Source organism: Mesorhizobium sp. BHbdii (assembly GCF_053848045.1).
Genome location: NZ_JBSPKX010000004.1, coordinates 428,023 through 454,031 on the forward strand (window position 1 = coordinate 428,023; position 26,009 = coordinate 454,031).

General features: G+C 62.1%; 24 protein-coding genes and 1 pseudogene. 16 read left to right on the forward strand and 9 right to left on the reverse strand.

Annotated elements, in window-relative coordinates:
- Nucleotides 1–85 precede the first annotated feature (85 nt).
- From ACWTU8_RS22680 to ACWTU8_RS22690, 3 genes and pseudogenes are all read left to right on the forward strand, one after another.
- A complete protein-coding gene (locus ACWTU8_RS22680) occupies nt 86–1,858 on the forward strand; it encodes an AMP-binding protein (RefSeq protein WP_455849908.1) in 1,773 nt (590 codons plus the stop codon).
- Between the two features lie 166 nt (nt 1,859–2,024).
- Nucleotides 2,025–2,498: a VOC family protein gene (locus ACWTU8_RS22685; protein ID WP_455849909.1), complete on the forward strand. Its 474-nt coding sequence runs from the start codon at nt 2,025–2,027 to the stop codon at nt 2,496–2,498.
- Nucleotides 2,499–2,630: 132 nt separating this feature from the next.
- Nucleotides 2,631–2,870 (forward strand): annotated as a pseudogene (locus ACWTU8_RS22690) (ionic transporter); the annotation flags it as partial.
- Nucleotides 2,871–2,923: 53 nt separating this feature from the next.
- Here the strand turns inward: ACWTU8_RS22690 and ACWTU8_RS22695 are convergent.
- The 7 genes from ACWTU8_RS22695 to ACWTU8_RS22725 all read right to left on the reverse strand — a co-directional run bounded on the left by ACWTU8_RS22695 (nt 2,924) and on the right by ACWTU8_RS22725 (nt 9,511).
- Nucleotides 2,924–3,637, reverse strand: a complete 714-nt coding sequence (locus ACWTU8_RS22695; RefSeq protein WP_455849910.1) for a haloacid dehalogenase type II — start codon at nt 3,635–3,637, stop codon at nt 2,924–2,926.
- A gap of 34 nt (nt 3,638–3,671) precedes the next feature.
- On the reverse strand, nt 3,672–4,028 hold the full coding sequence (locus ACWTU8_RS22700) for an SDR family NAD(P)-dependent oxidoreductase (protein WP_455849911.1): 357 nt from the start codon (nt 4,026–4,028) through the stop codon (nt 3,672–3,674).
- A 50-nt stretch (nt 4,029–4,078) separates the two neighbouring features.
- Nucleotides 4,079–4,657 (reverse strand): hypothetical protein, encoded by a 579-nt coding sequence (locus tag ACWTU8_RS22705; protein WP_455849912.1) that lies wholly within the window; start codon nt 4,655–4,657, stop codon nt 4,079–4,081.
- Nucleotides 4,658–5,001: 344 nt separating this feature from the next.
- Nucleotides 5,002–6,423 (reverse strand): TRAP transporter large permease, encoded by a 1,422-nt coding sequence (locus tag ACWTU8_RS22710; RefSeq protein ID WP_455849913.1) that lies wholly within the window; start codon nt 6,421–6,423, stop codon nt 5,002–5,004.
- Nucleotides 6,420–7,067: a TRAP transporter small permease subunit gene (locus tag ACWTU8_RS22715; protein WP_455849914.1), complete on the reverse strand. Its 648-nt coding sequence runs from the start codon at nt 7,065–7,067 to the stop codon at nt 6,420–6,422. The genes ACWTU8_RS22710 and ACWTU8_RS22715 overlap by 4 nt, the downstream gene beginning before the upstream one ends.
- Nucleotides 7,068–7,136: 69 nt before the next feature.
- Nucleotides 7,137–8,267, reverse strand: a complete 1,131-nt coding sequence (locus ACWTU8_RS22720) for a TRAP transporter substrate-binding protein (protein ID WP_455849915.1) — start codon at nt 8,265–8,267, stop codon at nt 7,137–7,139.
- A gap of 335 nt (nt 8,268–8,602) precedes the next feature.
- On the reverse strand, nt 8,603–9,511 hold the full coding sequence (locus ACWTU8_RS22725; RefSeq protein ID WP_455849916.1) for a hydrogen peroxide-inducible genes activator: 909 nt from the start codon (nt 9,509–9,511) through the stop codon (nt 8,603–8,605).
- A gap of 137 nt (nt 9,512–9,648) precedes the next feature.
- On the opposite strand from ACWTU8_RS22725, the gene katG reads away from it, so the two are divergent.
- Entirely contained in the window at nt 9,649–11,850 is a 2,202-nt protein-coding gene (gene katG, locus ACWTU8_RS22730; protein ID WP_455849917.1) for a catalase/peroxidase HPI, read from the forward strand.
- 71 nt (nt 11,851–11,921) lie between these two features.
- On the opposite strand, the gene ACWTU8_RS22735 is transcribed toward katG, so the two are convergent.
- Complete coding sequence (locus ACWTU8_RS22735) at nt 11,922–12,599, reverse strand: MIP/aquaporin family protein (RefSeq protein ID WP_455849918.1); 678 nt, start codon at nt 12,597–12,599, stop codon at nt 11,922–11,924.
- 227 nt (nt 12,600–12,826) lie between these two features.
- Between ACWTU8_RS22735 and ACWTU8_RS22740 the strand changes: the two genes are divergently transcribed.
- From ACWTU8_RS22740 to guaA, 4 genes are all read left to right on the forward strand, one after another.
- Complete coding sequence (locus tag ACWTU8_RS22740) at nt 12,827–14,116, forward strand: RsmB/NOP family class I SAM-dependent RNA methyltransferase (protein WP_455849919.1); 1,290 nt, start codon at nt 12,827–12,829, stop codon at nt 14,114–14,116.
- A 98-nt stretch (nt 14,117–14,214) separates the two neighbouring features.
- Nucleotides 14,215–14,673 (forward strand): PaaI family thioesterase, encoded by a 459-nt coding sequence (locus ACWTU8_RS22745; protein WP_029348345.1) that lies wholly within the window; start codon nt 14,215–14,217, stop codon nt 14,671–14,673.
- Nucleotides 14,674–14,677: 4 nt separating this feature from the next.
- Nucleotides 14,678–15,343 carry a 5'-methylthioadenosine/S-adenosylhomocysteine nucleosidase gene (locus tag ACWTU8_RS22750; protein ID WP_455849920.1) on the forward strand — a complete coding sequence of 222 codons (666 nt, stop codon included), beginning with the start codon at nt 14,678–14,680 and terminating at the stop codon, nt 15,341–15,343.
- 55 nt (nt 15,344–15,398) lie between these two features.
- The gene (guaA, locus tag ACWTU8_RS22755) at nt 15,399–16,961 is read left to right on the forward strand and encodes a glutamine-hydrolyzing GMP synthase (protein ID WP_455849921.1); all 1,563 of its coding nucleotides are present in this window, start codon (nt 15,399–15,401) and stop codon (nt 16,959–16,961) included.
- Nucleotides 16,962–17,611: 650 nt separating this feature from the next.
- Here the strand turns inward: guaA and ACWTU8_RS22760 are convergent.
- Nucleotides 17,612–18,259: a TetR/AcrR family transcriptional regulator gene (locus ACWTU8_RS22760; RefSeq protein ID WP_127208030.1), complete on the reverse strand. Its 648-nt coding sequence runs from the start codon at nt 18,257–18,259 to the stop codon at nt 17,612–17,614.
- Nucleotides 18,260–18,366: 107 nt separating this feature from the next.
- On the opposite strand from ACWTU8_RS22760, the gene ACWTU8_RS22765 reads away from it, so the two are divergent.
- The 8 genes from ACWTU8_RS22765 to ACWTU8_RS22800 all read left to right on the forward strand — a co-directional run bounded on the left by ACWTU8_RS22765 (nt 18,367) and on the right by ACWTU8_RS22800 (nt 26,004).
- A complete protein-coding gene (locus ACWTU8_RS22765) occupies nt 18,367–19,260 on the forward strand; it encodes an NAD(P)/FAD-dependent oxidoreductase (RefSeq protein WP_455849922.1) in 894 nt (297 codons plus the stop codon).
- Between the two features lie 22 nt (nt 19,261–19,282).
- A complete protein-coding gene (locus ACWTU8_RS22770; RefSeq protein WP_455849923.1) occupies nt 19,283–19,756 on the forward strand; it encodes a methyltransferase family protein in 474 nt (157 codons plus the stop codon).
- Between the two features lie 1,279 nt (nt 19,757–21,035).
- Nucleotides 21,036–21,467, forward strand: a complete 432-nt coding sequence (locus tag ACWTU8_RS22775) for a CBS domain-containing protein (protein ID WP_455838519.1) — start codon at nt 21,036–21,038, stop codon at nt 21,465–21,467.
- Nucleotides 21,468–21,729: 262 nt separating this feature from the next.
- Complete coding sequence (locus tag ACWTU8_RS22780) at nt 21,730–22,230, forward strand: NADH-quinone oxidoreductase subunit J (protein WP_455849924.1); 501 nt, start codon at nt 21,730–21,732, stop codon at nt 22,228–22,230.
- The gene (gene nuoK, locus ACWTU8_RS22785) at nt 22,230–22,532 is read left to right on the forward strand and encodes an NADH-quinone oxidoreductase subunit NuoK (RefSeq protein WP_455849925.1); all 303 of its coding nucleotides are present in this window, start codon (nt 22,230–22,232) and stop codon (nt 22,530–22,532) included. Before ACWTU8_RS22780 ends, nuoK begins: the two co-directional genes overlap by 1 nt.
- Before the next feature lie 4 nt (nt 22,533–22,536).
- Entirely contained in the window at nt 22,537–24,000 is a 1,464-nt protein-coding gene (locus ACWTU8_RS22790) for a monovalent cation/H+ antiporter subunit D family protein (protein WP_455849926.1), read from the forward strand.
- Nucleotides 23,997–24,251: a hypothetical protein gene (locus ACWTU8_RS22795; protein WP_455849927.1), complete on the forward strand. Its 255-nt coding sequence runs from the start codon at nt 23,997–23,999 to the stop codon at nt 24,249–24,251. Before ACWTU8_RS22790 ends, ACWTU8_RS22795 begins: the two co-directional genes overlap by 4 nt.
- Nucleotides 24,244–26,004, forward strand: a complete 1,761-nt coding sequence (locus ACWTU8_RS22800; protein ID WP_455849928.1) for a Na(+)/H(+) antiporter subunit D — start codon at nt 24,244–24,246, stop codon at nt 26,002–26,004. The genes ACWTU8_RS22795 and ACWTU8_RS22800 overlap by 8 nt, the downstream gene beginning before the upstream one ends.
- The last annotated feature ends 5 nt before the right edge of the window (nt 26,005–26,009 follow it).

Sequence of the window (26,009 nt, forward strand, 5' to 3'; positions counted from 1 at the left end):
GATCGCCGCGCTCCAGTACCATCAACGGGATTTCCACCACCACGGCAGGCTGATAGACTCGGCCTCGTCTGCGGAGGACACGGCGATGCCGATCAATCTCGACGAGTTGAAGAATGCCACCAGTCTGCGCGGCCGCCGCCCGCGCAACGGCGGTACGTTTGTCGCGCCGGTCGACGGCCGGGCGCATGTGTCGGGCGAGCGCACCGTTCCGCTGCTGCAGCAGACCATCCCGGCGCTGCTTTCGGACACCGTCAGCAAATACGGCACGCTCGATGCCGCGGTCTTCGTCGAACAGGACAAGCGCTTCACCTGGAGCGAACTTTCAGACACGGTGGATGCCCTGGCCGCAGGCTTCCTGGCGCTCGGCCTCGAAAAGGGAGACCGCGTCGGCATCTGGTCGCCGAACCGCTGGGAATGGCTGGTGACGCAATTCGCCACCGCGCGCATCGGCCTGATCCTGGTCAACATCAATCCGGCCTACCGGCTGACCGAGCTGGATTATGCGTTGAACAAGGTCGCTTGCCGAGCGCTGGTCACGGCCGCCAAATTCAAGACGTCCGACTATCTCGGCATGATTGAGACGCTCGCGCCGGAGATCGCGACTGCGACGCCCGGCAAACTTGAGGCGAAAAAATTGCCGGCGCTGAAGATCGTCATCCGCATGGGCGAGGAGAATTCTCCCGGCATGTTCAATTTCGCCGATGTTCTGGCGATGGCAGGACGCGACGAGCATGACAGCCTCGACCGGATCTCCGAGGGGCTGAAGCCCGGCGACGCCATCAACATCCAGTTCACCTCAGGCACGACAGGCGCGCCAAAGGGCGCGACGCTGACCCACAACAACATCGTCAACAACGGCAATTTCGTCACATCGGCGATCAGGCTGACCGTCGAGGACCGGTTGTGCATCCCGGTGCCGCTCTATCACTGCTTCGGCATGTCGATGGGCACGATCGGCTGCGTCACCAAGGGCGCAACCATGGTCTTCCCGGGCGAGGGCTTCGATGCCGGCGCCACGCTGAAGGCAGTGGCCGGCGAGCGCTGCACCGGCCTCTACGGCGTGCCGACTATGTTCGTCGGCCTGCTCGACCATCCGGATTTTGACATCTTCGATCTCACCAGCTTGCGCACCGGCATCATGGCCGGCTCGCCGTGCCCGATCGAGGTGATGAAGAAGGTGGTGTCGCTGATGCACATGGCAGAGGTGACCATCGCCTATGGCATGACCGAGACCAGCCCGGTGTCGTTTCAGAGCAGCGTCGACGACCCACTGGAAAAGCGCGTCTCGACGGTCGGTCGTGTCCATCCCCATGTCGAGGTCAAGGCGATCGATGCCGATGGCGTCACCGTTGCGGTCGGCGCGCCGGGCGAACTCTGCACACGCGGCTATTCGGTGATGAAGGGCTATTGGGACGACGAGAAAAAAACCCGCGAGGCAATCGATCCCGACGGCTGGATGCACACCGGCGACCTCGCCACCATCGACGCCGAGGGCTATTGCAACATTGTCGGCCGGGTCAAGGACATGGTCATCCGCGGCGGCGAGAACGTCTATCCGCGCGAGGTCGAGGAGTTCCTCTATCGCCATCCCAAGGTCAGGGAAGTGCAGGTGTTCGGCATTCCCGACCCGAAATATGGCGAGGAGCTTTGCGCGTGGATTGTGCTCAAGCCGGGCCAGATCGCCACCGAGCAGGAGATCAAGGCCTTTTGCGCCGGCCAGATCGCCCATTACAAGATCCCGCGCCACATCCGCTTTCGCACCGAATTGCCGATGACGGTGACCGGCAAGCCGCAGAAGTTTCTCATGCGCGAGGCGATGGTTGACGAACTGGGGCTGGAGACGCCGAAGACCGCCTGAGGGGCGGACCGGCGGAGCATCGTAGTCCTGTTGGCTGCCCTTTGCGACGCCCGGGCGAGAGGCACGCTTCCGGGGGGTGGAGAAAAGCGGTTGGCTACCTATTTCGGAAGAGAGCGGATGGGGAAACTAGGCCGAAATCTCGGCCCCAAAGCGAAAGGAACCCGCAATGGCAAAGAATACGATTTGCCTCTGGTACGATAAGGACGCCGAGGCTGCCGCCCGCTTCTACTCCGAGATATTTCCTGACAGCGTGGTGAGTGCCGTGCACCGTGCACCCAGTGACTACCCGGCCGGCAAAGAGGGCGACGTGTTGACGGTCGAATTCACAGTCGCGGGCCTTCCTTGTATCGGCCTCAACGGGGGTCCCGAGTTCAAGCACAACGAAGCGTTCTCTTTCCAGATCGTCACCGATGATCAGGAGGAGACCGACCGCTATTGGAATGCCATTGTCGGCAACGGCGGCCAGGAGAGCGTGTGCGGCTGGTGCAAAGACAAATGGGGGATTTCCTGGCAAATCACGCCGCGCGTGCTGACTGACGCGATGGCGGCTGGCGGCGACGAGGCGAAGCGCGCGTTTGATGCCATGATGACCATGGTAAAAATCGACGTCGCCGCGATCGAGGCGGCGCGGCGCGGTTGATGCTCCATCGCGATTTGCGGCCAATTGCTGCCAGAGCTTGTCCGCTCGCCGCCCAAGTGCGGCCGTCCAGCCACCAGCTTGCGCAGCGCGGCAGCCTTCGCATCAAGCTGGGCGATCGGGTGAAAGTCGGCGATGTCATTGGCTTGCTCTGCAATACGGGCAACTCGACCGCTCCGCACCCTCATTTCCCTGGTGATGGCTGTCGCAGTCGGAGCCAGCGGGCTGTCGGTAGACGAAGGTTCGCTGAGCGTCAGGATCCTTATCGGAGCGCTTTCGAGTGCGATTATGTTCATCACCATTTTCGTGGTGCTCGACCATGCCGAGGCGGTGGCTCGGCGTGTAGGCGAGCCGTACGGCACGCTGGTGCTGACTCTTTGCGGACAACGCGGCCTTTTGTTGCCGGCTGCCGGAGCGGCCCTCGCAACCTACTTCAGAACTGCAGCGAGTTCGATCAAGTCATTTGCCATGTATTCCCAACCGTCGCGCGGCTTGACAACGGCAGCCTTCGACGGGTCATGCGCATTTGCGCGAACGACATACGCCGTCTTCAATCCGCATCGACGCGCGGCGTCCAGATCGTAGTCGTGGGCGGCAACCAGCATCGCCCTGTCCGGCTCCACGCCCAGCAGCTCGCAGGCACGAAGATACACCTGTGGCATCGGCTTATAGGCCTCGGAGACATCAGCGCCGAGGATCGTATCCCATGGCAGCCCGGCATGTTTTGCCATGTCCACCAGAAGTCGGGTGTTCCCATCGGACAGCGGTGCGACGATAAAGCGTTCCTTCAATCTGAAAAGACCCTCCACCGAGTCCGGCCACGGCTTGAGGCGGTGCCAAGCCAGATTGAGATTTTCCAGTTCGGCGCTCGGTACAGCCGATGGCATCAACCCGTATTCTTTCAGACAGGCTTCCAGGTTCTCCATGTTGAGCAGATCGAGCGGGACAAAGGGCCGCCGTCCGCGGCGAACGGCTTCAACCGATGCGTCATAGCGTCCGACCCAAGCATCGGCAAAAGCACTAGCGTCGATATGCAAAGCATCGTGGCGCTTCAGAAAAGAACTTGCCTCCGCCGCTATGGTGCCGCGCCAATCGACAACGGTCCCCAGGACGTCGAAGAACAATACCTCAACTTTCGTCACTTTAGCTCTCCATGCTCGTCGATTGGGGGGTCCGTCAGTCGCGGTAAGAGGGGTCGAACTTGTCGAACTGCCGCTTGAGATAGTCGAAGACCTGATCGTTGTAGGGCAGCCAGCCGTCCGCTTTTCTACGCCAGATCGTTGGACATGACATTGAGCGGTTGCCCGTCGATCGGCCCCAGTGCTGACTCGATCTCGTCGGCCGCTGCGAATACTTGGGCGCGTCGGAAACATCGGCGGCTATGGCGAGAGCCTCGCCGCCCTCACCTTCGATTTCCACTGTCAGCTGGCTCATAGCGGGCTTGTCGCGGGCGATCAAAGCGACCTTCGCACCCTCCCGCGCGAGGCGCAGCACAATAGCACGCCCGCTGCCAGCAGAAGCGCCGGTGATCACCGCTGTCTCTTCCGCTTCAATCCGACCGCACCAGGTCGGTGCTGGCAAGGCTAAACCGCCGGTCCTTCGAGCCCGCTTCTCTCGTGCGATTTCCACAGGAACCAGCCGAGGACGGTACCGAAGAAGAATGTGTGGGCAATGAACTGCACGACCGGGCTTGCTTGCAGAAACCAGGGGAATGCGATCGGCGCGATCACATAGAAATTGACGAGCCACAAGGCGAGGCCAAAGATGCTGCCAAGACCAATGAAGGTGGCTTGCCCTCGCAAGATTGCGGCAATCTCTCCGAACACGATCCCATAGATGATAGCCAGGATCAAATGCACGATCACGCCAGCGATGCTGGCCGTCAAGAGCGGGTAGCCGGGATCGAGAGCTTCCGGTCCAAGCCCGATGGCGCCGATCATGCGCAGGGGCGTGAAGAACGCTTCCGCCCCCATCATGAACGCACTCGCTGTCATTTCAAACGCCGCAAAGACGAGGCCTGCGACAATGCCCGCAACGGCACCCTGCTGGAGTCCCCATCGGATGTCGCGCGGCGTCACCGGCGTATGGATGTAATCACGGTAAGCCATAACACTGCTCCTTGTTCTGGACGCAGACTCATCCGCAAAACCAATGCCGGGCACGCGTCGGCGGTTCCGGGCGTTCGGCACAATTCACGGAGATTTGATTGAAGTTGATGTTTCTCACACCGAGCGGACGGTTCGGCCCTTCGCCCGCATCGACGCTGCAGCCATGCAGCTTCCCCGCGACCGCCCCAATCCAGCTATTACCTCGCGCGAGACCTCAGCTGGCTCCATAGATCGTAGCCCGCAAGGAGGACGCCGATGCCGACCGCAACGCCTAGATCGGGATGCGGGACGAACCGGATTACGACGCCGAAAAACGCCAGAAAGACAACAAACGCCAAGACGGCCAGGAAGCGGCTCAAATTCATCTATTGTCCTCCACTCGCCGCGGCATCCTCGTCTCAGCCTCCATAGATCAGGTTGGGCAGCCCGTACACGATCTGCGGGAAGATGTAGATGATGACCATGCACAGGATAACGATCAGCATATAGGGCATCATTCCGCGGAAAATATCCGAAAGCTGAACATGCGGCGGCGAAATGCCCTTGAGGTAGTAGGCCGACATCGCCATGGGCGGCGACAGAAAGGCCGTCTGAAGGTTGACCGCGACGAGCACGCCGAAAAACAGCGGATCGATCTCGAAATGCGCCAACAGCGGCAGGAAGATCGGAATGAAGATAACGATAATCTCGGTCCATTCCAGCGGCCAGCCCAGGATGAAGATGATGATCTGGGCGACGATCAGAAACATCAGCGGCGACATGTCGAGGCCGGTGACGAAATCGCTGATCAGTTGCTGGCCTCCCAGATAGGCAAAGACCGAGGCGAAGGTCGCGGAGCCGACGAACAGCCAGCACACCATCGCGGTCGTGCGCGCCGTCAAATAGACGGACTCCTTCAGGCGTTGCCACGTCAGGGCCCGGTAGGCGGCGGCCAGCACGACACCGCCGAGCGCGCCGATGGCGGCGGCCTCCGAAGGCGTGGCGAGGCCGAAGAGAATAGCGCCGAGCACCGCTAGGATCAGGACCGCCAGAGGGACGAAGGAAGTCAGCAGCATCCAGCTGATTTGCAGGACCGAATAGTGGCCTACCTCGTCTCGGGTCGGCTTCGGCGCCACCTGCGGCTGCAGCACCGCCTTCGCCACCACATAGATCAGATAGAGGCCGGCAAGCAGCAGTCCTGGAAGCAGGGCTGCCGCATACATACGGACCACCGACACACCCGCCGTCGCGCCATAGACGATGAGCAGAATGGACGGCGGAATGAGGATGCCCAGGGTTCCACCCGCGCAGATCACTCCCGAGGCATATTTGATGTCGTAACGCGCCTTCAGCATGGCGGGAAACGCCAGCAGGCCCATGAGTGTCACGACCGCGCCGACTATCCCTGTGGCCGTTGCGAAAAGGGTGCAGGTGATGAGGGCGGCGACCGCCATGGAGCCAGGCACGCGGCGGGTGGCGATAAAAAGGGTGCCGAAAAGGCGCTGGATTATGTTGGCCCGCTCGACGATGTAGCCCATGAACAGGAACAACGGGATAGCGGTCAGCACGTCGTTCGAGATCACTGAATAGGTCTGATTCACGAACAGATCGAAAATGCGGTTGTTGAAGAAGCCGCCGATCCAATGCTCCGTAAGCGTCCAGCCGTCGGCACCATCCTCAACCGCCCGTTCGTAGGCGCGCCACATGCGTCCCGGATTTAAATAGGCGTAGTAGCCAAAGGCGACCCCGAGCGCCATCAAAGTGAACGCAACCGGGAAGCCAAGGAAGATCGCCAGAAGCAGAATGAGCAGCATCGCGACGGCGACCTGAGGATCGCTCATCTGTCTTCTCCGTCGCGGTCGGGTTCATTGTCGGGGTGGAGTAATGGAAGGTCGACTGCTTCCGACCCGTGATGCAGAACATCGAGCGTCTTGGCTTCCATCAGCACCTTCTCGGTCTCTTCCACGTCTTCAGCAGCGCGCGGCCATGTTCCGGTTCGCAGACAGACGGCGCAGCGGAACACCTGAGCAATCCCCTGCACGAAGAGCAGGATGCCTGCCGCCACTATGACGGCCTTGAACTGGAAGATCGGAATCCCGGCCGGACTGTTCGAGCTTACCTCGAGATAGCGGAAGCTGCGTGCGGCGTACTTCGATCCGGCCAGAACCAACGCCGTCACGCCCGGGAAGAAGAAGATGAAGTACAGGACAAGTTCGACCGCCGCTTGCACGCGCGGCCTCCACAGACGGTAGACGAAATCGCCGCGCACATGGCCGTCTCGCGACAAGGTGTAAGCGCCGGCCATCATGAACATGGTGCCATAGAGCATGTAGCTGAGGTCGAATGCCCACGCGGTCGGCGCGCTGAACAGGTATCGCACGACAACTTCGTAACTCACGCCGAGTGTCATGACGACGACGCTCCACGCGAACACCTTTCCAAACCATGCCGAAAGTTCATCGGCGAATGCAATGTAGCGGAGCATGTGCAGGGTTCCGTCTGGTGCAAATCGGCGGTCCGCAAGACCGCCGGTTTGCCGAAGCGGAGGCGCGAATTAGAGCTTCAGCTTGCCTGGGAAATAATGTTCGTATGCCAGTGTCAGGTCGGCTGAATTCATAAGCTCGTAGTAGACAACGCGTTCGACCCATTGGCGCTGGCTATCGAGCACCCGCTTCATGAACTCGTCCGCCTCCAGCGTCGGGATGATCTTGTCCCAAGCCTGGAGTTGTGCGTCGAGAATTTCCTTGGAGGTGCGGTGCACGGTGACACCGTGCTCGGTCTGCAGTTTCTGCAGGTCGGCCGAATAGTTGTCGAGGGCGACTGCGGTGGTCGCGGTGCTGGCCGCCTCCACGCCATATTCGAGAATGGCCTTCAAATCGTCGTCGAGGTCGTCGAATACGTCCCTGTTGAACAGGAATTCGAACGACTCGCTCGCCTGGTGGTAGGACGACAAGATATAGTGCTTGGCGACGTCCTGCGAACCGAAGCGAAGGTCGGATGACGGATTGTTGAATTCGAAGGCGTCGATAACCCCGCGCTCCATTGCCGGGACGATTTCACCGCCGGGCAGCTGCGCCACGCTAAGGCCGAGGTTCTGCATGAGATCGGCGGCAAGACCCACCGTCCGATATTTGAATCCCTGCAGTTCGGCAGTGGTCGTGACAGGATTCTTGAACCAGCCGAACGGCTGCGCCGGCATCGGGAAGCCATAGAAGCCGACCACGTTGAGGCCCATGATGTCCTGCGTCAGCTCGCGGTAGAGATCCTTGCCGCCGCCCTGGTGGAACCAGGCGAGCATTGTGGTGGCGCTGCCGCCAAACACAGGGCCAGTTCCGAAAAGCGACGCGGCCTTGTGCTTGCCGTACCAGTAGACGGGGACGGTATGCGCCGCGTCGATGACGCCGTCATTGACGCCATCGAGCACCTGGAACGCGCCTACGACCGCACCCGCGGGCAGGAGCTCGAACTTCAGCCGGCCGCCCGACATCTTTTCGACGCGCTCTATGTATAGCCGCGCGAAATCCATCCAGATGTCCGACGCAGGCCAGGAGGTCTGCATCTTGATGGTCACCGGCGCCTGCGCCAGTACGGCCGGGGCCGAGAGCGTCGTTGCTGCAGCCGCACCGGCCGTGATGGCGGTGGACTTTTCCAGGAACCCGCGACGCGAGATTTTGTTGCCGGACATTTACTCCTCCCACTTTGTAAACTCTTCTGCCACAACCAGAATATGCAAACTCGCCCTTCCCGCAACCAATTTCGCTGCCGGTGAGCATCGGACCTCAGGGCATTTGGTCCGGCACAAGCGCGACTGTGTTTCCGCATCCGACTTGTAGCAGTCGGCGCAAATCGTTCATCTGGCTCCCATGACGAATGTAGGACTGCTGCGCAGGCTGCCAAGGCGGTCGTAACGATCCCCAGCGTTGGCCGTCCGCGAAAGGACCCTGTTTATGGAAGCATAGGCCCCTTGCTCGCAGCTTGGAAACGAGATTGAGGTCAATCGGACACCTCTGATCCTCCACCTCACGCCGCCAGCACTGCCTGATCCAGCCCGCGGATAATCTTGGCCAGTTCGACACATTCGTCGTGCCGGACCTTGTTGCGCCGCCAGGCGAGGCAGATCGAGCGCTGCGGCATCGGTTCCTGGAACGGCACGATCTTCAAATCGCGCATGCCGCTGGCCGGCCCTGCGGCCATTTCCGGTATGAGTGTGACGCCGAGCCCGTGCGCCACCATCTGCAGCAGCGTCGTCAGGCTGGTTGCGCCATAGCTCGCCATTGCCACCGGCCGCACGCTGCCGCAGACGGCAAGCGCCTGTTCGCGCAGGCAGTGTCCCTCCTGCAGCAGCATCAGCCTTTCCAAAGCCGGGCTTTCCGGCGGCACCGGCGGCGAGGCGAATGCGGGATCGCCGGCCGGCACGGCAAGGAAGAATCGGTCGGAGAAAAGCGGCTCGGTGATCAGCCAAGGCTGATCGAGCGGAACGGCCGCGATGAAGGCGTCGAGCTTTCCCAGGGCGGTGTCCTCGACCAGGGACGCGGTCACCGCTTCGCGCAATTCGAGCTGCAAGGCCGGAAAATGCCGTTTCAGCTCCGGCAGCACATGCGGCAGGAGATAGGGCGCGACCGTCGGGATGATGCCGAGCCGGAAGCGTCCTTCCATGGCGGGGCGGCCACGCCGGGCCGTGGTCTCGATCTCGCGGATATCGGCAAGAATGCGCTCGATGCGCGGCAGCATGGCCAGTGCCTCGTCGGTCATCCGAACCGATTTGCCGCCGCGCTCGAACAGCCGGCAATTCAGCCGCAGCTCCATCTCCGCGATCTGCGAGGACAGCGCCGGCTGACTGACGCCGGCCAGCTTCGCCGCGCGGCCGAAATGCAGCGTCTGTGCCAGCGCCTCGAAATATTGCATCTGCCGGACGGTGAGACCTATCATAAGGAAAACCTATCGCAACAAACAGGAAAGGCAATTTGTTTTTATCGGCAATGCGGCCTAGTCTGGAACCATTCCAGAATGGCGTGGCTCAAGGCCCGTCGGGAAAATCAACAAAAATCAACAAATCGGAGAGAACGATGGACGCAAAGACCGATGACAACAGCGCCGGCAAATGCCCGGTCGCGCATGGGTCGGCCGGCAGGACCAACCGTGACTGGTGGCCAAACCAGCTTGACCTTGCCGTTCTCCACCAGCAGTCGAGCCTCTCGGACCCGATGGGCGAGGACTTCGACTACGCCAAGGAATTCAAGAGCCTCGATCTCGATGCGGTGATCAAGGACCTGCACCATGTGATGACCGATTCGCAGGATTGGTGGCCGGCCGATTTCGGCCATTACGGGCCACTGTTCATCCGCATGGCCTGGCACAGCGCCGGCACCTATCGCATCGGTGATGGCCGTGGCGGCGCCGGCGCCGGCCAGCAGCGTTTCGCGCCGCTCAACAGCTGGCCGGACAACGCCAATCTCGACAAGGCACGCCGGCTGCTGTGGCCGATCAAGCAGAAATACGGCAGGAAGATCTCCTGGGCCGACCTGTTGATCCTCACCGGCAACGTCGCGCTGGAATCGATGGGCTTCAAGACGTTCGGCTTCGCTGGCGGGCGCGCCGATGTCTGGGAGCCCGAGCAGGACGTGGATTGGGGGTCGGAAACCAAGTGGCTCGGCGACGAGCGCTATTCCGGCGACCGCGAACTTCGGGGCCATCTCGGCGCCGTGCAGATGGGGCTGATCTACGTCAACCCGGAAGGGCCGAATGGCAACCCCGATCCGTTGGCCTCGGCACGCGACATCCGTGAAACCTTCGCACGCATGGCCATGAACGACGAGGAAACCGTGGCGCTCATCGCCGGCGGTCACACCTTCGGCAAGACCCACGGCGCCGGCGATGCATCGCTGGTGGGGGCGGAGCCGGAAGGCGCCGGCATCGAGGCGCAGGGCCTCGGCTGGTCGAGCAAGCATGCCACCGGCATTGCCGGCGACGCCATCACCTCGGGCCTCGAGGTGACCTGGACCACGACGCCGACCAAGTGGAGCAACAACTTCTTCGATAATCTGTTCAACTACGAATGGGAACTGACCAAGAGCCCGGCCGGCGCCCATCAGTGGACGCCAAAGGGCGGCGCCGGTGCAGGCTCCGTGCCGGACGCGCACGATCCGTCGAAGCGCCGCGCGCCGGCGATGCTGACCACCGACCTCGCCCTGCGGGCCGACCCGGCCTATGAGAAGATCTCGCGGCGTTTCCATGAGAATCGGGATCACTTCGCCGATGCCTTCGCTCGCGCCTGGTTCAAGCTGACCCATCGCGACATGGGTCCGGTTGTCCGCTATCTCGGCCCGCTCGTGCCGAAGGAAGAGCTCATCTGGCAGGACCCTGTCCCGGCCATCGATCACGAACTGATCAGCGAGCAGGACATCGCCTCGCTGAAGGCGAAGATCCTGGCCACTGGCCTGTCTGTTTCCGAACTGGTCTCGACCGCCTGGGCCTCGGCCTCGACTTTCCGCGGCTCCGACAAGCGCGGCGGCGCCAACGGCGCACGCATCCGCCTGGCGCCGCAGAAGGACTGGGACGTCAATCAGCCGACCGAACTGTCGAAGGTGCTTGCGGAGCTCGAAGGCGTCCAGAGCGAGTTCAACGCCGGGCAGACAGGCGACAAGAAGGTCTCGCTTGCCGACCTGATCGTTCTCGGCGGCGTCGCCGCGGTCGAGAAGGCAGCGAAGGACGGCGGCCATGACCTGGAGGTGCCTTTCACGCCAGGTCGCATGGACGCCTCGCAGGAACAGACGGATGTCCAGTCCTTCGCCGCGCTCGAGCCAAAAGTCGATGGCTTCCGCAATTATGTCCGGGGCAAGCAGCCGATGTCGGTCGAAGCGATGCTGGTCGATCGGGCGCAGCTGCTGACCTTGACGGCGCCGGAGATGACGGTGCTCGTCGGCGGGTTGCGGGTGCTCGGCGCCAACACCGGCAAGTCGAAGCACGGGGTGTTCACCGACAGGCCGGGCACGTTGACCAACGATTTCTTCGTCAACCTGCTCAGCATGGACACGATCTGGGATCCGGCCGCCGGCTCCGATGAAGTCTACGAAGCGCGCGACCGCAAGACCAAGGCGGTCAAGTGGACCGGCACCCGCGCAGATCTGATCTTCGGCTCGCACGCGCAGTTGCGTGCGCTTGCCGAGGTCTACGGGTCGGCGGACGCCGGGCAGAAGTTCGTTAGGGATTTCGTCGCTGCCTGGACCAAGGTGATGAACGCCGACCGCTTCGATCTTGCCCGATCCTGAGGCGGCAAGTGATTCTCTAACAAAAAGCGCGGGCCTTGACCCGCGCCTTTTTGTATTGACGCCTTCGAAAATCAGTCCTTCTCGAAGATGCGGGTCTTGGCAACCACGCCGGCGATGGCGCCGCCGATCAGCGGTGCGACGATGAACAGCCAGAGCTGCCCGATCGCGGAGCTGCCCGAAAACAGCGCCGGGCCGATCGAGCGGGCCGGGTTGAGCGACGTGCCGGTCACCGGAATGATGGCAAAATGCAGTCCCGCCAGCGTCAGGCCGATGACAAGGCCGGCAAAGGCCGTCGTGTGGCTGCCGCTGGTGACGCCGAGGATCACCGTCACGAAGGTGAAAGTTCCGATCAGCTCCCACAGGAACGCCGAGCTGACGCCCCACTTCGTCGCATCCCAGCCATTGGCGCCGAAGCCGCCTGTATGGCCGCCGACCTGTCCGGAGACGATGATCCACAGCGCCAGCGACGCAATGATGGCGCCGATGATCTGTGCGATCCAATAGGGGATGACGTCCTTGGCCTGCATTCGGCCGGCGAGGAACACGCCGAGCGTCACCGCCGGGTTGAGATGCGCGCCCGAAATCGGGCCGATTGCATAGGCCGCCGCAATCAGGCCGATGCCGAATGCAAGACCGATGCCTTCCTGGCCAAGCGGCAGCGCGCCGCCGAAGCCGCCCGTCACCACCGAAGCCGTACCGATGAACACCAGTAGAAATGTGCCTAAAACTTCCGCCAGATAAGTCTTCATTGCCCTCTCCTCGTAATTTTCCGCCGATCCGCTTGCAGTTCTTCGCGAATCACGCAGCGGAAGACTACCGCAACTTCAAAAGTTTGAAAGCACAAGCAATGCACCGATTAGAGCCGCGGATGCCAACGGGGCTGCTTCGATCTGGCATCCGGGACTCTCCCGCTTGTGTGCGCCAGTCGGTCGCTTTAGAGCAGGGAAATTGATTTGCTGAGTAACGGAATAAGAAAATGCGACTGGGCGGACGGCTGGCGGCGGCCATCGAAGTGCTGGAGGATATCGGCCGACGGCACCGGCCGGTGGCCGACGCGCTGAAGGATTGGGGCCTGGCGCACCGCTTCGCCGGAGGCGGCGATCGCGCGGCGATCGGCAACATCGTCTATGACGCGCTGCGCCGAAAGCGCTCGGCCGGGTTTTTGCTGGGCGAAGATACGCCGCGCGCCATCGGTTTTGGCGCGCTGCTGCTTGAATGGAACCAGACGGCGCAGTCGCTGAACGAAGCGCTCGACGGCGACAAGTTTGCGCCGCCGCTGTTGAACGACGGTGAACTGAGGGCCGTCACCGATCGCCGGCTCGACGCTGCGCCGTCGGCGGTACGGGCTGATATTCCGGATTGGTGCGAACCGCTTTTCGAGCAGGCCTTTGGCGCCAGCTGGGTCGACGAAGGTGCGGCGTTAGCGACCCGCCCACCGCTGGACCTCAGGGTCAACACGCTGCGGGCCGACCGCGGCAAGGTGCTCGCGGAGCTGGCCGGGACCGGCGCCAGGGCTGCACGGATCGCACCGCACGGCATTCGCATCCCGCCGATCGCGGGCAACGGCAGGCACCCGAACGTGCAGGCGGAACCGGCCTTCCAGAAAGGCTGGTTCGAGGTTCAGGACGAAGGCTCGCAGATCGCCGCCACGCTGGCTGGCGCGGAGGCCGGAATGCAGGTCCTCGACTTTTGCGCCGGAGCCGGCGGCAAGACGCTGGCACTGTCGGCGGCGATGGACAATCGCGGCCAGGTGTTCGCACATGATGCCGAAAAGGCGCGGTTGGCGCCGATCTTCGAACGAATCCGGCGCTCGGAAAACCGCAACGTGCAAATCGTCACCAAGCCGGCCGAGCTCAGCACCCTTTCGGGCCACATGGATATCGTCCTGGTCGACGCGCCCTGCACCGGCAGCGGCACATGGCGGCGCCGGCCCGATGCCAAATGGCGGCTGACGCAGAAGCAGCTCGATGCACGCAAAGGCGAGCAATCGGCGATCCTCGATGCGGCCAAAGCCTTCGTCAAACCGGGCGGGCTGCTGGTCTACATCACCTGCTCGGTGTTCGACGAGGAGAATGGCGAACAGGTCGCTGCCTTCCGAGATCGTAACAGCGGCTTTGTCCCGGTCGATCACCGCCAGCTCTGGGACAGCCGCTTTCCGGGCCACGAGACGGCTGCGCGTATCGGCGCCGCAGGCGGCATTTCGCTGTCGCCGGCGCTGAGCGGTACCGATGGATTTTATGTCTGTGCGCTGCGCAAGGACGGCTGAACCATGCCGGCGGACCTGATTGCTGCAGTGCAGCAATAGCGATTGCCTGTCGCTCCTGCCTCTGCAATAAGCTTTTCTGACAGGAGCGTGACAAGCCCATGGCAGCAAAGATCGTACCCGCCCCCGACTATGAGGATCGCGTCAGGACATCCTTCGCGCGCCAGAACGCCATGACGACCATCGGCGCCGAGCTGACGCTGGTGACGCCCGGCATAATCGAGATCGAGATGCCCTATTCGACGGCGCTGACCCAGCAGCATGGCTTCCTTCATGCCGGGGTCATTTCGACAGCGCTGGACTCGGCCTGCGGCTATGCGGCTTTCTCGCTGATGCCCGAGAATTCGGGCGTGCTCACTATTGAGTTCAAGGTCAATCTGCTGGCGCCGGGCCGGGGCGAACGCTTCCTGTTCCGCGGCTCGGTGACGAAGCCCGGCCGCACCATCATCGTCGCCGACGGCCAGGCCTATGCCTTCGCCGTCGACGGCGAGGCCAAGCTGATCGCCACCATGACTGGAACGATGATGACGGTGGTCGGCCGCGATGGCATTGAAGGCTGATCCGATGCGCAAGGCCGTCAGAATTGCCGGTAGGGACGTGCTCTTCGTGATGGCGGCGCAGGCCGAATACGGCCCTCATCTGCAGCGGCTGTTCACGCCTGTCATGACCGGCGTTGGACCGGTCGAGGCGGGCGTGAGGCTGGGCGCGGAACTGTCATGGCTGAAGTCTGAAAAGGCGCTGCCGGATCTCGTCGTGTCGCTCGGTTCGGCGGGTAGCCGGACACTGGAACAGACGGAAATCTACCAGGCCGTTTCGGTCGCCTACCGTGACATCGACGCCTCGCCTTTGGGCTTCGAGAAGGGCGCGACGCCGTTTCTCGACCTGCCGGTGACCGTGCCGCTGCCGTTCAGGATTCCAGATATAAGAGAGGCGACGCTGTCGACCGGCGCAGCCATCGTTTCCGGCAGCGCCTATGATGCGATTGTCGAGGACATGGTCGATATGGAGACCTTCGCCTGCCTGCGAGCCTGCCAATTGTTCGGCGTGCCGCTCGTCGGCCTGCGTGGCATTTCCGACGGGGCTGCCGATCTCAGGCATGTCGGCGACTGGAAGGAGTATCTCCACGTCATCGACGAGAAGCTGGCGGATGCGGTCACGCGGCTGGAACAGGCGATCGGGTCCGGCGCCCTGGAATTTGGACCGTCGCATGAAGACGCGGAATCGGATTGAGGAAGGCACCTCGCAACCCATTGCGCCGACTCGTTTCTTTCTCTAAACGCTCGCCATGAAGATAGCCAATCATCCCGACACCGTCCTGATTGTCGATTTCGGCAGCCAGTTCACGCAGCTCATCGCCAGGCGCATCCGCGAGGCCGGCGTCTTTTCCGAGATCGTGCCGTTCCAGTCGGCCGAAGCGGCGTTCAGGCGCATCAATCCGAAGGCGGTGATCCTGTCCGGCGGCCCGGCCTCGACCGGCGACATCGGCAGCCCGCGCGCGCCGCAGATCGTCTTCGACGCCGGCGTGCCGGTTCTCGGCATCTGCTATGGCCAGATGGCCATGTGCGTGCAGATGGGCGGCGTCGCCGAAAGCTCCGACCATCGCGAATTCGGCCGTGCCTTCGTCGAAATCCAGAAGGACAGCCCGCTGTTTGAGGGCCTGTGGGCGCCCGGCCAGCGCCACCAGGTGTGGATGAGCCATGGCGACCGCGTCATCTCCCTGCCCAAGGGATTTGAGGTGTTCGGAAAATCGGAAGGCTCGCCCTTCGCCATCTTCGGCAATGTCGAGCGCAAGATGTACGGCATCATGTTTCACCCCGAAGTGGTGCACACGCCGGACGGCGCCCGGCTGCTGCAAAACTTTGTCCACAAGATCGCCGGCATCGAGGGCGACTGGACGATGCGCGCCTACCGCGAGCACGCGGTCGAGACGATCCGCAAGCAGGTCGGCAAGGGCAAGGTCATCTGCGCGCTTTCGGGCGGCGTCGATTCCTCGGTCGCCGCGCTGCTGATCCATGAGGCGGTCGGCGACCAGCTCACCTGCATCCTTGTCGACCACGGGCTGATGCGCAAGGACGAGGCATCTGGTGTGGTGGAGATGTTTCGCCAGCACTACAATCTGCCGCTCATCCTGGTCGACGCCTCGGACCGTTTTATCGGCGCGCTCGAGGGCGAGTCGGACCCGGAAAAGAAGCGCAAGACCATCGGCCGGCTGTTCATCGAGGTGTTCGAGGAAGAGGCCGAGAAGCTTGGCGGCGCCGATTTCCTGGCGCAGGGCACGCTCTATCCCGACGTTATCGAAAGCGTTTCCTTCACCGGCGGCCCGTCGGTGACGATCAAGTCGCACCACAATGTCGGCGGCCTGCCCGAGCGCATGAACATGCAACTGGTCGAGCCGCTGCGCGAATTGTTCAAGGACGAGGTGAGGGCGCTCGGCAGGGAGCTCGGCCTGCCCGACAGCTTCATCGGTCGGCATCCGTTTCCCGGCCCCGGTCTCGCCATCCGCTGCCCAGGCAGCATCAGCCGCGAAAAGCTGGAGATCCTGCGCGAGGCCGACGCCATCTATCTCGACGAAATCCGCAAGGCCGGCCTCTACGACGCCATCTGGCAGGCCTTCGCCGTGCTGCTGCCGGTGCAGACCGTTGGTGTGATGGGCGATGGCCGCACCTACGAATTCGTCTGCGCGCTACGCGCCGTCACCTCGGTCGACGGCATGACGGCGGATTTCTACCACTACGACATGGCGTTCCTCGGTGCCGCCGCCACCCGCATCATCAACGAGGTGCGCGGCATCAACCGCGTCGTTTACGACGTGACGAGCAAGCCGCCGGGTACAATCGAGTGGGAGTGAGGGGAAACGGCGATGATAGGCGGCTCTAGCGTAGTATTTCGTAGAAAATACAATGACTTGCGGGCAGGGCAGACTGCTAGCCAAGGCACATTATCAATGGAATTGACAAACCTCAAAGTCATTGAAATCGTTAAGTTTATCGGAGCGCTTGGCGCGGCTCGCAGCTTGTAGCAGATCACTCTGACGGTACTTTTGACGGTGCTTTTCGTATCCGACAGAGCATTCTAAAAGGTACCGTCATTCGTTTTTAGAGTTTGACGGTACTTTTCTGTGTGTCAACGCTTTGAAATATATAACGAAAATGCCCCGTAGCATGACATTTCCGCGCTGACGGTACTTTAGTTATCGACATACATAGTTTCAGCTTTGGCTGCGGTACCGATCGATGTTCCGGACCCGATCGCATATCGTCGGATGGCACCGTCGCATCACCTGTCAAATGTTGTCCCAACTGCTGCCGGATCTGCAATGAAGAGAAGCGTCGACCGCATCCAGGCGGGAGCTTGGACCGCGGTAGATGCGAGCGTCTTTTATCGTTGGGAGAAAGATGAGGTGCCGCGATCTGTGCAAGCTCGGCCGCGCGCGCCGGCCCAATATGACGAAGCGCCTGGACCACGGTCCCGGCCAAGCTGCCCGGAGCAATCAAATGCTTATCCGCCCGCGTGGTCGTTGCCACCGTGCGCGGCGATGAACATGGCGACGGCCGACCGGCAATAGGATTCGATTTCGTTGTCGTCCTCTGCTCTCGCCTGATCGAAGCGTGCGATAATCAGGAGATCGGATCCTTTGAAAAGCGCGGCAAACAAGCGGGCAGACCGGAGAGGATCGGGCACGTTCAGAACCGCCTTCGCGTGCAACTGGCGCAACAGGGCCTCGATTTGGGCGATGACATGGGCGGGGCCGGCTTCATAGTGGAGCTTGCTCAACGACTTTTGACTCGTCCTGTCGGCCATGACCATGGCTTCGACACTGCGGACGTCCGGGCGCAACAGCGTGCGAAGCAGGGATGATCCCACCGCCATGAGCTGCTCTTCGGCCGAACCGTCGACGCCTTCAAAAAGGGCCTGTGGTACAAACTGATGGCAGCGGGCCGCAAAGGCCGCGCTGAACAGCGCCTCTTTGTTCTCGAAGTGCCGATAGATGCTGAGCTTGGATATCTTCGCTCGCTGGGCGACCTTGTCCAATGTCGTCGCTTGAAATCCCAATTCCGCAAAGAGTTCGCCCGCGGCGTCGACTATCGTTTGGCCAAGCGTCTCGTTGGCGGGCCGGCCGCGCCGGGCCTGACTATTTTCGCTCACGACAATTCCAGTCCTTGACAGTATCCTAATTCTTGAATTACGATACCATGTAGTATCTGAAATGTGCAAGCCAGGCCCAGCCCAACCACAACACGGAGCCCATCACCATGGATGACGTCATCATCATCGGCGGCAGCTTTGCCGGTCTCGCCGGCGCCCTGCAGCTCGGCCGTGCCCGCCGCAAGGTCACTGTTCTCGATACCGGCCTGCCGCGCAACCGCTCCGCCGGCCACTCGCATGGTCTGCTCGGCCACGATCACAAGCCACCGCTGGACATCCTGGCCGAGGCGCGGCAGCAGCTGGCGCGCTATCCCACGATCAGGCTGGTCAATGCCCGGGCCGACAGCGTCTCCGGCGCCGTCGACGATTTCTCCGTCCTCACTGCCGATGGCGCAAGCCTTGGGGCGCGCCGCCTGATCCTGAGCTATGGCGTCGCCGACCAGATGCCTGATGTTCCGGGCTTTGCCGAAGGCTGGGGCACGTCCATCGTGCCCTGCCCCTATTGCGACGGCTTTGAAGTTGCCGGCCAGCATTGGGGCCTCGTCTGGTCCGGCCCGCAGTCGCACAACCAGGTCAGGCTGTTCCACGATTGGACCGACAGGTTGACGCTCTTCGCCGATGGTCACGACATTCCGCCCGATATCCGGGCCGATCTGGCGCGTCGCAACATACCTGTCGTCGAGGGCCGGATCACCGAGATCGCCCATCACGGGGGCCATAGCGCCACCGTCAAGCTCGATACCGGCCCCGATGTCGCGGTCGACATCCTGTTCGCGCATCCGCGCAACAAGCCGTCCGCAAGCCTGCATGAATCACTGGGCCTCGCCACGGTCGATACGCTCCTCGGCGTCGCCCTCAAGGTCGACGAGCGCCGCGAAACCAGCATGCCCGGCATCTACGCCGCCGGCGACCTCGCCAACTCCCTCATGCCCTCGGTCACCACGGCATCATGGCAAGGCGCGATGGCGGGTATCTTCGCCCAGCAGTCGATGCTGGTTTGAAAGCACAGATTGGAGGATGAGCATGGCCGTCGAACCGGACAGCGCGGGTGTGCGCTTCCCTCCGCCCTTCGTCTATCTGGGAGCGCTGCTGTTGGGGCTGGCGGCGGAGCGGTTCATCACTCTGCGCTCTTTCGGCATCGACTGGCGGTTGCTGGTCGCGACGGGCGCGCTGCTGTTCGTTGCCGGCGCGGCGATGATGCTTGCGGCGGCGGGGCTGTTCCGGCGGCTGGGCACCAACGTTCCGCCGTCGCAGCCAACGACCCTCATCGCAACGACCGGTCCCTATCGGTGGACCCGCAATCCCATGTATCTCGGCATGGCGCTTATCTATGCCGGCCTTGCGATCGGCTTCGACGGGCCGATCGCCTTCGCCTTGCTCCCGTTGGTGCTGATCGCGATCCAGACGCAGGTGATCGCCCGCGAGGAGCGCTATCTCGAAGCGAAGTTCGGCGACGACTACCGCCGCTACAAGGCCGAGGTTCGCCGCTGGCTCTGACTATTCCGCCGCTGCCGCCTGCGAGGCCTTCTGATAAACCAGCACCGGCTTCCTTGCCGCGACCCCTCCGGGAAGAAGTTCAGCAAGTGGAGGGCGCGACATTGCACCTTGAACCGTGCTGTCGCGCCCTCGGAGCGGGTGGGTCTTGAGGTGTCCAGTTTATGCTGCCGGGAGTGTCCAGTTTGCACTGACAGCGGTATCCGTTCACCTACAGACGGAGAGGCATGGCGCTTGGATGACGCTGGCGCGGCGGGTCGCGTTGTGGCGCGCGCTGTGGTATGAAAGTTAGCGACGGTACTTTCTTCGTTCGCTGTGAAACCCACCTGAGTTGCCCAAAGTGGGTCCGGAAAGGCGATCGACTTCGATAGATACCGAAACCACCAAAAATTTTCGTGCTATTTTTCCCTTTGAAATCAAGACTGTAACGTTTTGACGGCCCATGGGTCGGCTTCTTGCGCGGCAACGAATAAAAACCTAGTTATATCAATGGCCTAACTAGATTTAGAACAATCGAGTGGGAGTGACGGGAAAGATCTAATAAATTCGGCGAAGCGGTTGTTTTTGAGTAGATTAGCGTAGGATCTTCGGCCGTCCGGAAGATCATCTGCCGCACATGATCAATGACGATCCTGATCGTCTTGTCACAGTAACGCCCGCCATAGTGATTCCACTGCTCACTCGATCGACCCGGATGTTTACCACGAAGGTTTCGCGTCCGACGCTGTGATGTCGCCCGGCATATTCTTCTGTTTCGAGGGCCAGCCCTGGAGCAGGCGCTGAACAAATGCAAGAGCGCCAGATTCATCACCTTTCAGTGCTCAACCGGTAGAAGCAGACGACGGGCCTCACCTCGCTGAGTGGTATCGCTCTGAAGAGCGAAAGTTCGATCCTGGCGCCGCTTACCAAAATCGTCGCACGCGACGCTGAACGGCACCTGCGCGCCGCCTGGGGTTCAGGGACGCCTGCAAGAAATAGACGAGAGCGGCATGCGTTTAGAGGGAAGCAGGCATGCGCCCCTGAGCCCGACGGAATTGGCTTCCGCGGAATCCGTGACGGCGCTCTCGGCTGATCAATGAGCATCGGCGACGGCACGGCGACCCCTTGTAGCAGGCGGCGGTATGTGTGAGCCAATCATGAAGGCCTACCGCCAGGAAGCACGTGGCCTGGGCGCGCAAGTCGGACTTGAAATATCAAGGCGCGCGGCGCACGATGGGGCAGAAAATGCACCGAGAGGGAGACGGGGCGTAGGGCTGGAGCGTAGTAGCGCTTGGAGGAAGCCATGAACGTCAAAGCGATTCTCGAGGACAAGGGTCGAGCCGTCGAGACGATCGGCCCGAACGAGACGCTCACCGTGGCGATCAACAGGCTCGCTGAGCACAGGATCGGCGCACTGGTCGTTACCAATGGCGATCGCAAGGTGGTCGGCATCGTGTCCGAGCGCGACATCGTCTGCGCCATGAACAAGCATGGGGCTGCGGCCCTGGAGCAGAGTGTCCGTCACGCAATGACCGCCAAGGTCAACCTCTGCACCGAGAACCACACGATCAACCAAGTCATGGAGATCATGACCACAGGCCGCTTCCGCCACCTGCCCGTGGTGAAGAACGGCCAACTCGACGGCATTGTCTCGATCGGCGACGTGGTGAAGAAGCGCATCGAGGAGGTCGAGCGCGAGGCCGAAGAGATTATTCACTACATCTGGGCCGGGTAAGCTCGCCAAAGGCGACGTCCTTTTTTCTGGGTTTCTGAACCCGTGCCGGACCTCCTTGGGCAGCCTGAACAACGGATAAGCAGGCTGCGGATCGCACACCGTATCAGATGCTGAGACTTGGGCATAACGTAGCGCCAAACCATGTAATCTTGAGAAAAATCCGATACTAGGGCACAATCTGTAGACGTATCTGAAGTGCGCAGCTATCTCAAATCCGGCCGTCTTGCGCCGAGTGACAGATCGCGGCGGAGGGTCGGCGTCGATGGATCAGACGTTCTTTCTTCTGTTCGCTGCGGCGTCCGTGATCACGGCACTGACCGTGGTCCTGGCGCGGAATCCGGTTCACAGCGCATTGGCGCTGATGGCGTGTTTCCTGCAGATCTCGGCAATCTTCGTCTTGCTCGAGGCGCCGTTGCTCGCTGTCATCCAGATCTTCGTCTATGTCGGCGCAATCATGGTCCTGTTCCTGTTCGTGATCATGATGATCGACGTGCGCGAAGCGGTGTTGCAGCGGTTCTTGCCGGGCGGCAACCTGCCGGCTCTGGTGCTGCTTGCCCTGCTTGGGGTGGAGATGCTTGTGCTGGTGCTCTGGAGTGACCGCTTTTCGGTCACGGAGCTCGTCGTTGTGCGCGGCGGCGATCAGATCAGGCAGCTCAGCACGACACTTTTCGCCGACTATCTCCTGCCGTTTGAAGCCGCCTCTGTCATCCTGCTGGCCGCCCTGGTCGGCGCCATCGTGCTGGCGCGGAAGGAGCAGGGGTGATGGTTCCGCTCTGGTGGTACATTTTGCTCGGAGTGGTCCTGTTCGTGATCGGAGCAGCAGGCGTACTGCTTAGACGCAATATCCTGGTCGTGCTGATGTCGCTGGAGCTCCTGCTCAACTCGGTCAACATCAATTTCATCGCTTTCGGGCATTACTACGACGATTTCCGCGGGCAGATATTCACGATCTTTGTCATCGCAATCACCGCGGCGGAGGTTGCCGTCGCCCTCGGCATCTTGGTTGCCCTCGTAAGGAACAAGTCCACTCTCAAGGTCGACGATGTGACCATGATGAAAGGATAGCGGCTTGGACACGGTGATATCGATCCGGCCGCTGCTTGCCGTCGCCGTCGCAGGCCTGGCGGCCCTTGCAGTTCTCGTTCTGAACAACCGCGAGAAACTCCGCGATCTCGTCTCCCCGTTGGCCGCGATCGCCATGTTCGCAATTGTCGCCTCGATGGCACCCAGGGTGCTGGCCGGCGGGACGGTCGATTTGCGCCTGTTCGAGATTCTGCCGGGGATCGACTTCGCTTTCCGGGTCGATGCGCTCGGCATGGTGTTTGCCACCGTCTCGTCGCTCTTGTGGATCGTGGCGGCGATCTATTCCATCGGCTACATGCGGCACTTGAACGAGCACGCACAGACCCGGTTCTTCGCCTGCTTTGCCACCAGCCTCGCGGCGGCCGTCGGGGGCGCCTTCGCCGCCAATCTATTCACGCTGGTGATCTTCTACGAGGTGCTCAGCCTCGTCACCTATCCGCTCGTCTATCACCACGAGGACGAAGAGGGATGGACGGGTAGCCGCAAGTACCTCGTCTATTTGATGGGGGCGTCGAAAAGCGTGCTTCTCGCCGCGCTGGCGCTGACCTATCATCTGGCGGGGTCGCTCGACTTCGTGCCAGGCGGGCTGCTGGCGGGGGTCGACGCCGCGGCGCCGCTGCTGACGGTCGTCTATTTCTGCTATCTCTTCGGTTTCGCCAAGGCTGCGGTGATGCCGATGCACGCCTGGCTACCTGCCGCGATGGTGGCGCCGACACCGGTCAGCGCGCTTTTGCATGCGGTGGCCGTGGTGAAGATGGGCGTGTTCTGCGTGCTGCGGGTTGTGTTCCATGTCTTCGGCGCGGGGCTGGTGGACGGGCTGGGGCTCGGCATTGCAACGGCCTATCTGGTCTCGTTCACGATTCTGATGGCGTCCATCTACGCCCTGACGCGGGACGACCTGAAGGCGCGGCTCGCCTATTCGACGGTCAGCCAACTCTCCTACATCGTGCTGGGCGCGGTCCTGCTGTCGCCGGTCGCGATGGTCGGCGGGATCATCCACATTGCGGCGCATGCGTTCTCCAAGATCACGCTCTTTTTCTGCGCCGGGTCGATCTATTGCGCGTCCGGCAAGCGGAACATCAGCGACATGGCCGGCATCGGCCGCAGGCTGCCCTGGACGATGGGCGCGTTCTTCGTGGCCTCGCTCAGCATGATCGGGGTGCCGCCGACCGCGGGCTTCGTCAGCAAGTGGTATCTGGCGCTGGGCTCGGTAGAGGCGGGGGAGATTGCGTTCCTGGTCGTGCTCTTGGTGAGCTCGGTCCTGAACGCCGCCTACTTCCTGCCGGTCAGCTATGTCGCTTTTTTCGGGACGGAGACACAGGAAAGTCCGGCGACGGTCCGTGAAATTCCGATGGTGACGATCCCGCTGGTCGCGACCGCGATCCTGTCGGTGTCGATGGGTATTTTCCCCGGCTATTTTCTCACCCTGGCGGAAGAAGTGGTCAGATGATCAGGCGTGTCGTCGATTTCTTTGGTGAGGCGAGATACGCGGAGCAACGCCGCCGGCTGTTTTATCTGGCGCTCGTTCTGATCGTCATCGCCGATTTTCTGGTCCCCCACGAACACGCTGAATACCTGTGGGACCGCTTGCCGGGCTGGTCGGCCGTCTATGGCTTCTTGTCCTGCGTCCTGCTGATCTTCGTCTCCAAGTTCCTCGGCTATCAGGGCGGGTTGATGCGGCGCGAGGACTATTATGATTGACTTCGTCCATCCCGCCCTGCTGTTCATTCTTGGCGCCCTGCCGATCCCTTTCCTGAAAGGATCAATCCGCAAGGCCTATCTGATGTTGATTCCCGCGCTGGCGATCCTCGCCGTGCTCACCGTGCAGCCGGGCAGCTACGGCGCTGCGGAGTTCATCGGGCAGGAAATCCTGATTGCGAAGGTCGACAGACTGAGCATCGTCTTCGCCACCGTTTTCACCATCATGGCGCTGATCGGCATGGTCTATGCGCTGCACCTGACGGGCGCCGGAGAGCATGTGGCGGCGTTCGTCTATGCTGGCAGCGCGCTCGGCGTGGTGTTTGCTGGCGACTACCTGACCCTGTTCCTGTTCTGGGAAGCCATGGCGTTTGCCTCTGCCTATCTGGTTTTCGCCCAGGGAGGCGAGCAGGCGATCCGCGCCGCGTTCCGCTACCTCATGGTCCATATCACTGGCGGCGTCGCCCTGCTCGGCGGCGTCATTCTCCACGGGCTCGCCACCGGCTCCTTGCTCTTCGGCCCGATCGAGGGGGGGATGGGCGTCGCCGCCTACCTGATCCTTGCCGGGTTCATGCTCAACGCCGCGGTGCCGCCTCTCAACGCCTGGCTGACAGACGCCTACCCGGAGGCGACCGTCACCGGAGCGGTGTTCATGAGCGCCTTCACCACCAAGACCGCCGTCTATGTGCTGGCCCGGGCGTTTCCGGGCACCGAGCTTCTCGTTTGGCTCGGCACGGCAATGGCGCTTTACGGCGTTATCTACGCGGTGCTGGAGAACGACTGCCGTCGGCTCCTGGCCTATCACATCGTCAGCCAGGTGGGCTACATGGTGGCGGGCGTCGGCATCGGTACCGAGATGGCGGTGAACGGGGCCTCCAGCCATGCCTTCGCGCATATCCTCTACAAGGCGCTCCTGTTCATGGGCGCGGGGGCGGTGATCCATGTCACCGGGCTGCGCAAGCTCACCGAGCTCGGCGGGCTCTACAGGACCATGCCGCTGACCGTGGCGCTCTACATGGTCGGCGCCTTCGCGATCTCGGCATTTCCGTTCTTCTCGGGCTTCGTCACCAAGTCGATGGTGGTCGCCGCCGCCGGGCAGGACCACCGCGCGCTGGTGGTGTTAGCGCTCACCATGGCGTCGTCGGGAACCTTCCTGCACACCGGGCTGAAGCTGCCCTACTACATGTTCTTCGGCACCGACCGGGGGCTTCAGGCGCGCGAGCCGCCCCGCAACATGCTCGTTGCGATGGGCATGGCGGCGGTGCTCTGCATTGCGATCGGGGTTTTCCCCCAGCCGCTTTACGCGCTTCTGCCCTATCGGGTCGACTTCGAACCCTACACCGGCGTCCATGTCACCGAGAGCCTCGGTGTGCTGATGTTCACCGCATTGGGCTTCGTGCTGTTCCTCAGGGCGCTCGACCCCGACAACACGATCAGCATCGACACCGACTGGTTCTACCGCAAAGGCGCGCGGCATTTCATGTGGCTCGCCGAAAGACCGCTGGCGCGCTACGAGAAGGCGGTGAGCGACGTGTCCGAGACCGCGGTGCTGCCCTTCCTGCACGGAACCGCACGGGCCGGACTGCGGATCGATCTCAACGGTGTGGACGCCGTCGTGAACGGCGTCGCCCGCTCAATCCTGCGCGGTGGCGGTGCGCTGCGCAAGCTGCAGACCGGCGTCGTGACCCATTACGCGCTGGCGATGATCGTCGGTGTGATCGCAGCCATCGCCGTCTTCGCTGTGGTGTGGCGGTAGGGGTG

Excerpts from the sequence above, each read along its gene's own strand:
- nuoK (WP_455849925.1), top strand. The coding sequence starts at position 22,230 with ATGGTTCCGCTCTGGTGGTACATTTTGCTCGGAGTGGTCCTGTTCGTG.
- ACWTU8_RS22725 (WP_455849916.1), bottom strand. The coding sequence starts at position 9,511 with ATGATAGGTCTCACCGTCCGGCAGATGCAATATTTCGAGGCGCTGGCA.
- guaA (WP_455849921.1), top strand. The coding sequence starts at position 15,399 with ATGAAGATAGCCAATCATCCCGACACCGTCCTGATTGTCGATTTCGGC.
- ACWTU8_RS22710 (WP_455849913.1), bottom strand. The coding sequence starts at position 6,423 with ATGAGCGATCCTCAGGTCGCCGTCGCGATGCTGCTCATTCTGCTTCTG.
- ACWTU8_RS22715 (WP_455849914.1), bottom strand. The coding sequence starts at position 7,067 with ATGCTCCGCTACATTGCATTCGCCGATGAACTTTCGGCATGGTTTGGA.
- ACWTU8_RS22735 (WP_455849918.1), bottom strand. The coding sequence starts at position 12,599 with ATGAAGACTTATCTGGCGGAAGTTTTAGGCACATTTCTACTGGTGTTC.
- ACWTU8_RS22740 (WP_455849919.1), top strand. The coding sequence starts at position 12,827 with ATGCGACTGGGCGGACGGCTGGCGGCGGCCATCGAAGTGCTGGAGGAT.
- ACWTU8_RS22800 (WP_455849928.1), top strand. The coding sequence starts at position 24,244 with ATGATTGACTTCGTCCATCCCGCCCTGCTGTTCATTCTTGGCGCCCTG.
- ACWTU8_RS22685 (WP_455849909.1), top strand. The coding sequence starts at position 2,025 with ATGGCAAAGAATACGATTTGCCTCTGGTACGATAAGGACGCCGAGGCT.
- ACWTU8_RS22720 (WP_455849915.1), bottom strand. The coding sequence starts at position 8,267 with ATGTCCGGCAACAAAATCTCGCGTCGCGGGTTCCTGGAAAAGTCCACC.
- ACWTU8_RS22795 (WP_455849927.1), top strand. The coding sequence starts at position 23,997 with ATGATCAGGCGTGTCGTCGATTTCTTTGGTGAGGCGAGATACGCGGAG.
- ACWTU8_RS22680 (WP_455849908.1), top strand. The coding sequence starts at position 86 with ATGCCGATCAATCTCGACGAGTTGAAGAATGCCACCAGTCTGCGCGGC.
- ACWTU8_RS22750 (WP_455849920.1), top strand. The coding sequence starts at position 14,678 with ATGCGCAAGGCCGTCAGAATTGCCGGTAGGGACGTGCTCTTCGTGATG.
- ACWTU8_RS22780 (WP_455849924.1), top strand. The coding sequence starts at position 21,730 with ATGGATCAGACGTTCTTTCTTCTGTTCGCTGCGGCGTCCGTGATCACG.
- ACWTU8_RS22775 (WP_455838519.1), top strand. The coding sequence starts at position 21,036 with ATGAACGTCAAAGCGATTCTCGAGGACAAGGGTCGAGCCGTCGAGACG.
- ACWTU8_RS22765 (WP_455849922.1), top strand. The coding sequence starts at position 18,367 with ATGGATGACGTCATCATCATCGGCGGCAGCTTTGCCGGTCTCGCCGGC.
- ACWTU8_RS22770 (WP_455849923.1), top strand. The coding sequence starts at position 19,283 with ATGGCCGTCGAACCGGACAGCGCGGGTGTGCGCTTCCCTCCGCCCTTC.
- ACWTU8_RS22745 (WP_029348345.1), top strand. The coding sequence starts at position 14,215 with ATGGCAGCAAAGATCGTACCCGCCCCCGACTATGAGGATCGCGTCAGG.
- katG (WP_455849917.1), top strand. The coding sequence starts at position 9,649 with ATGGACGCAAAGACCGATGACAACAGCGCCGGCAAATGCCCGGTCGCG.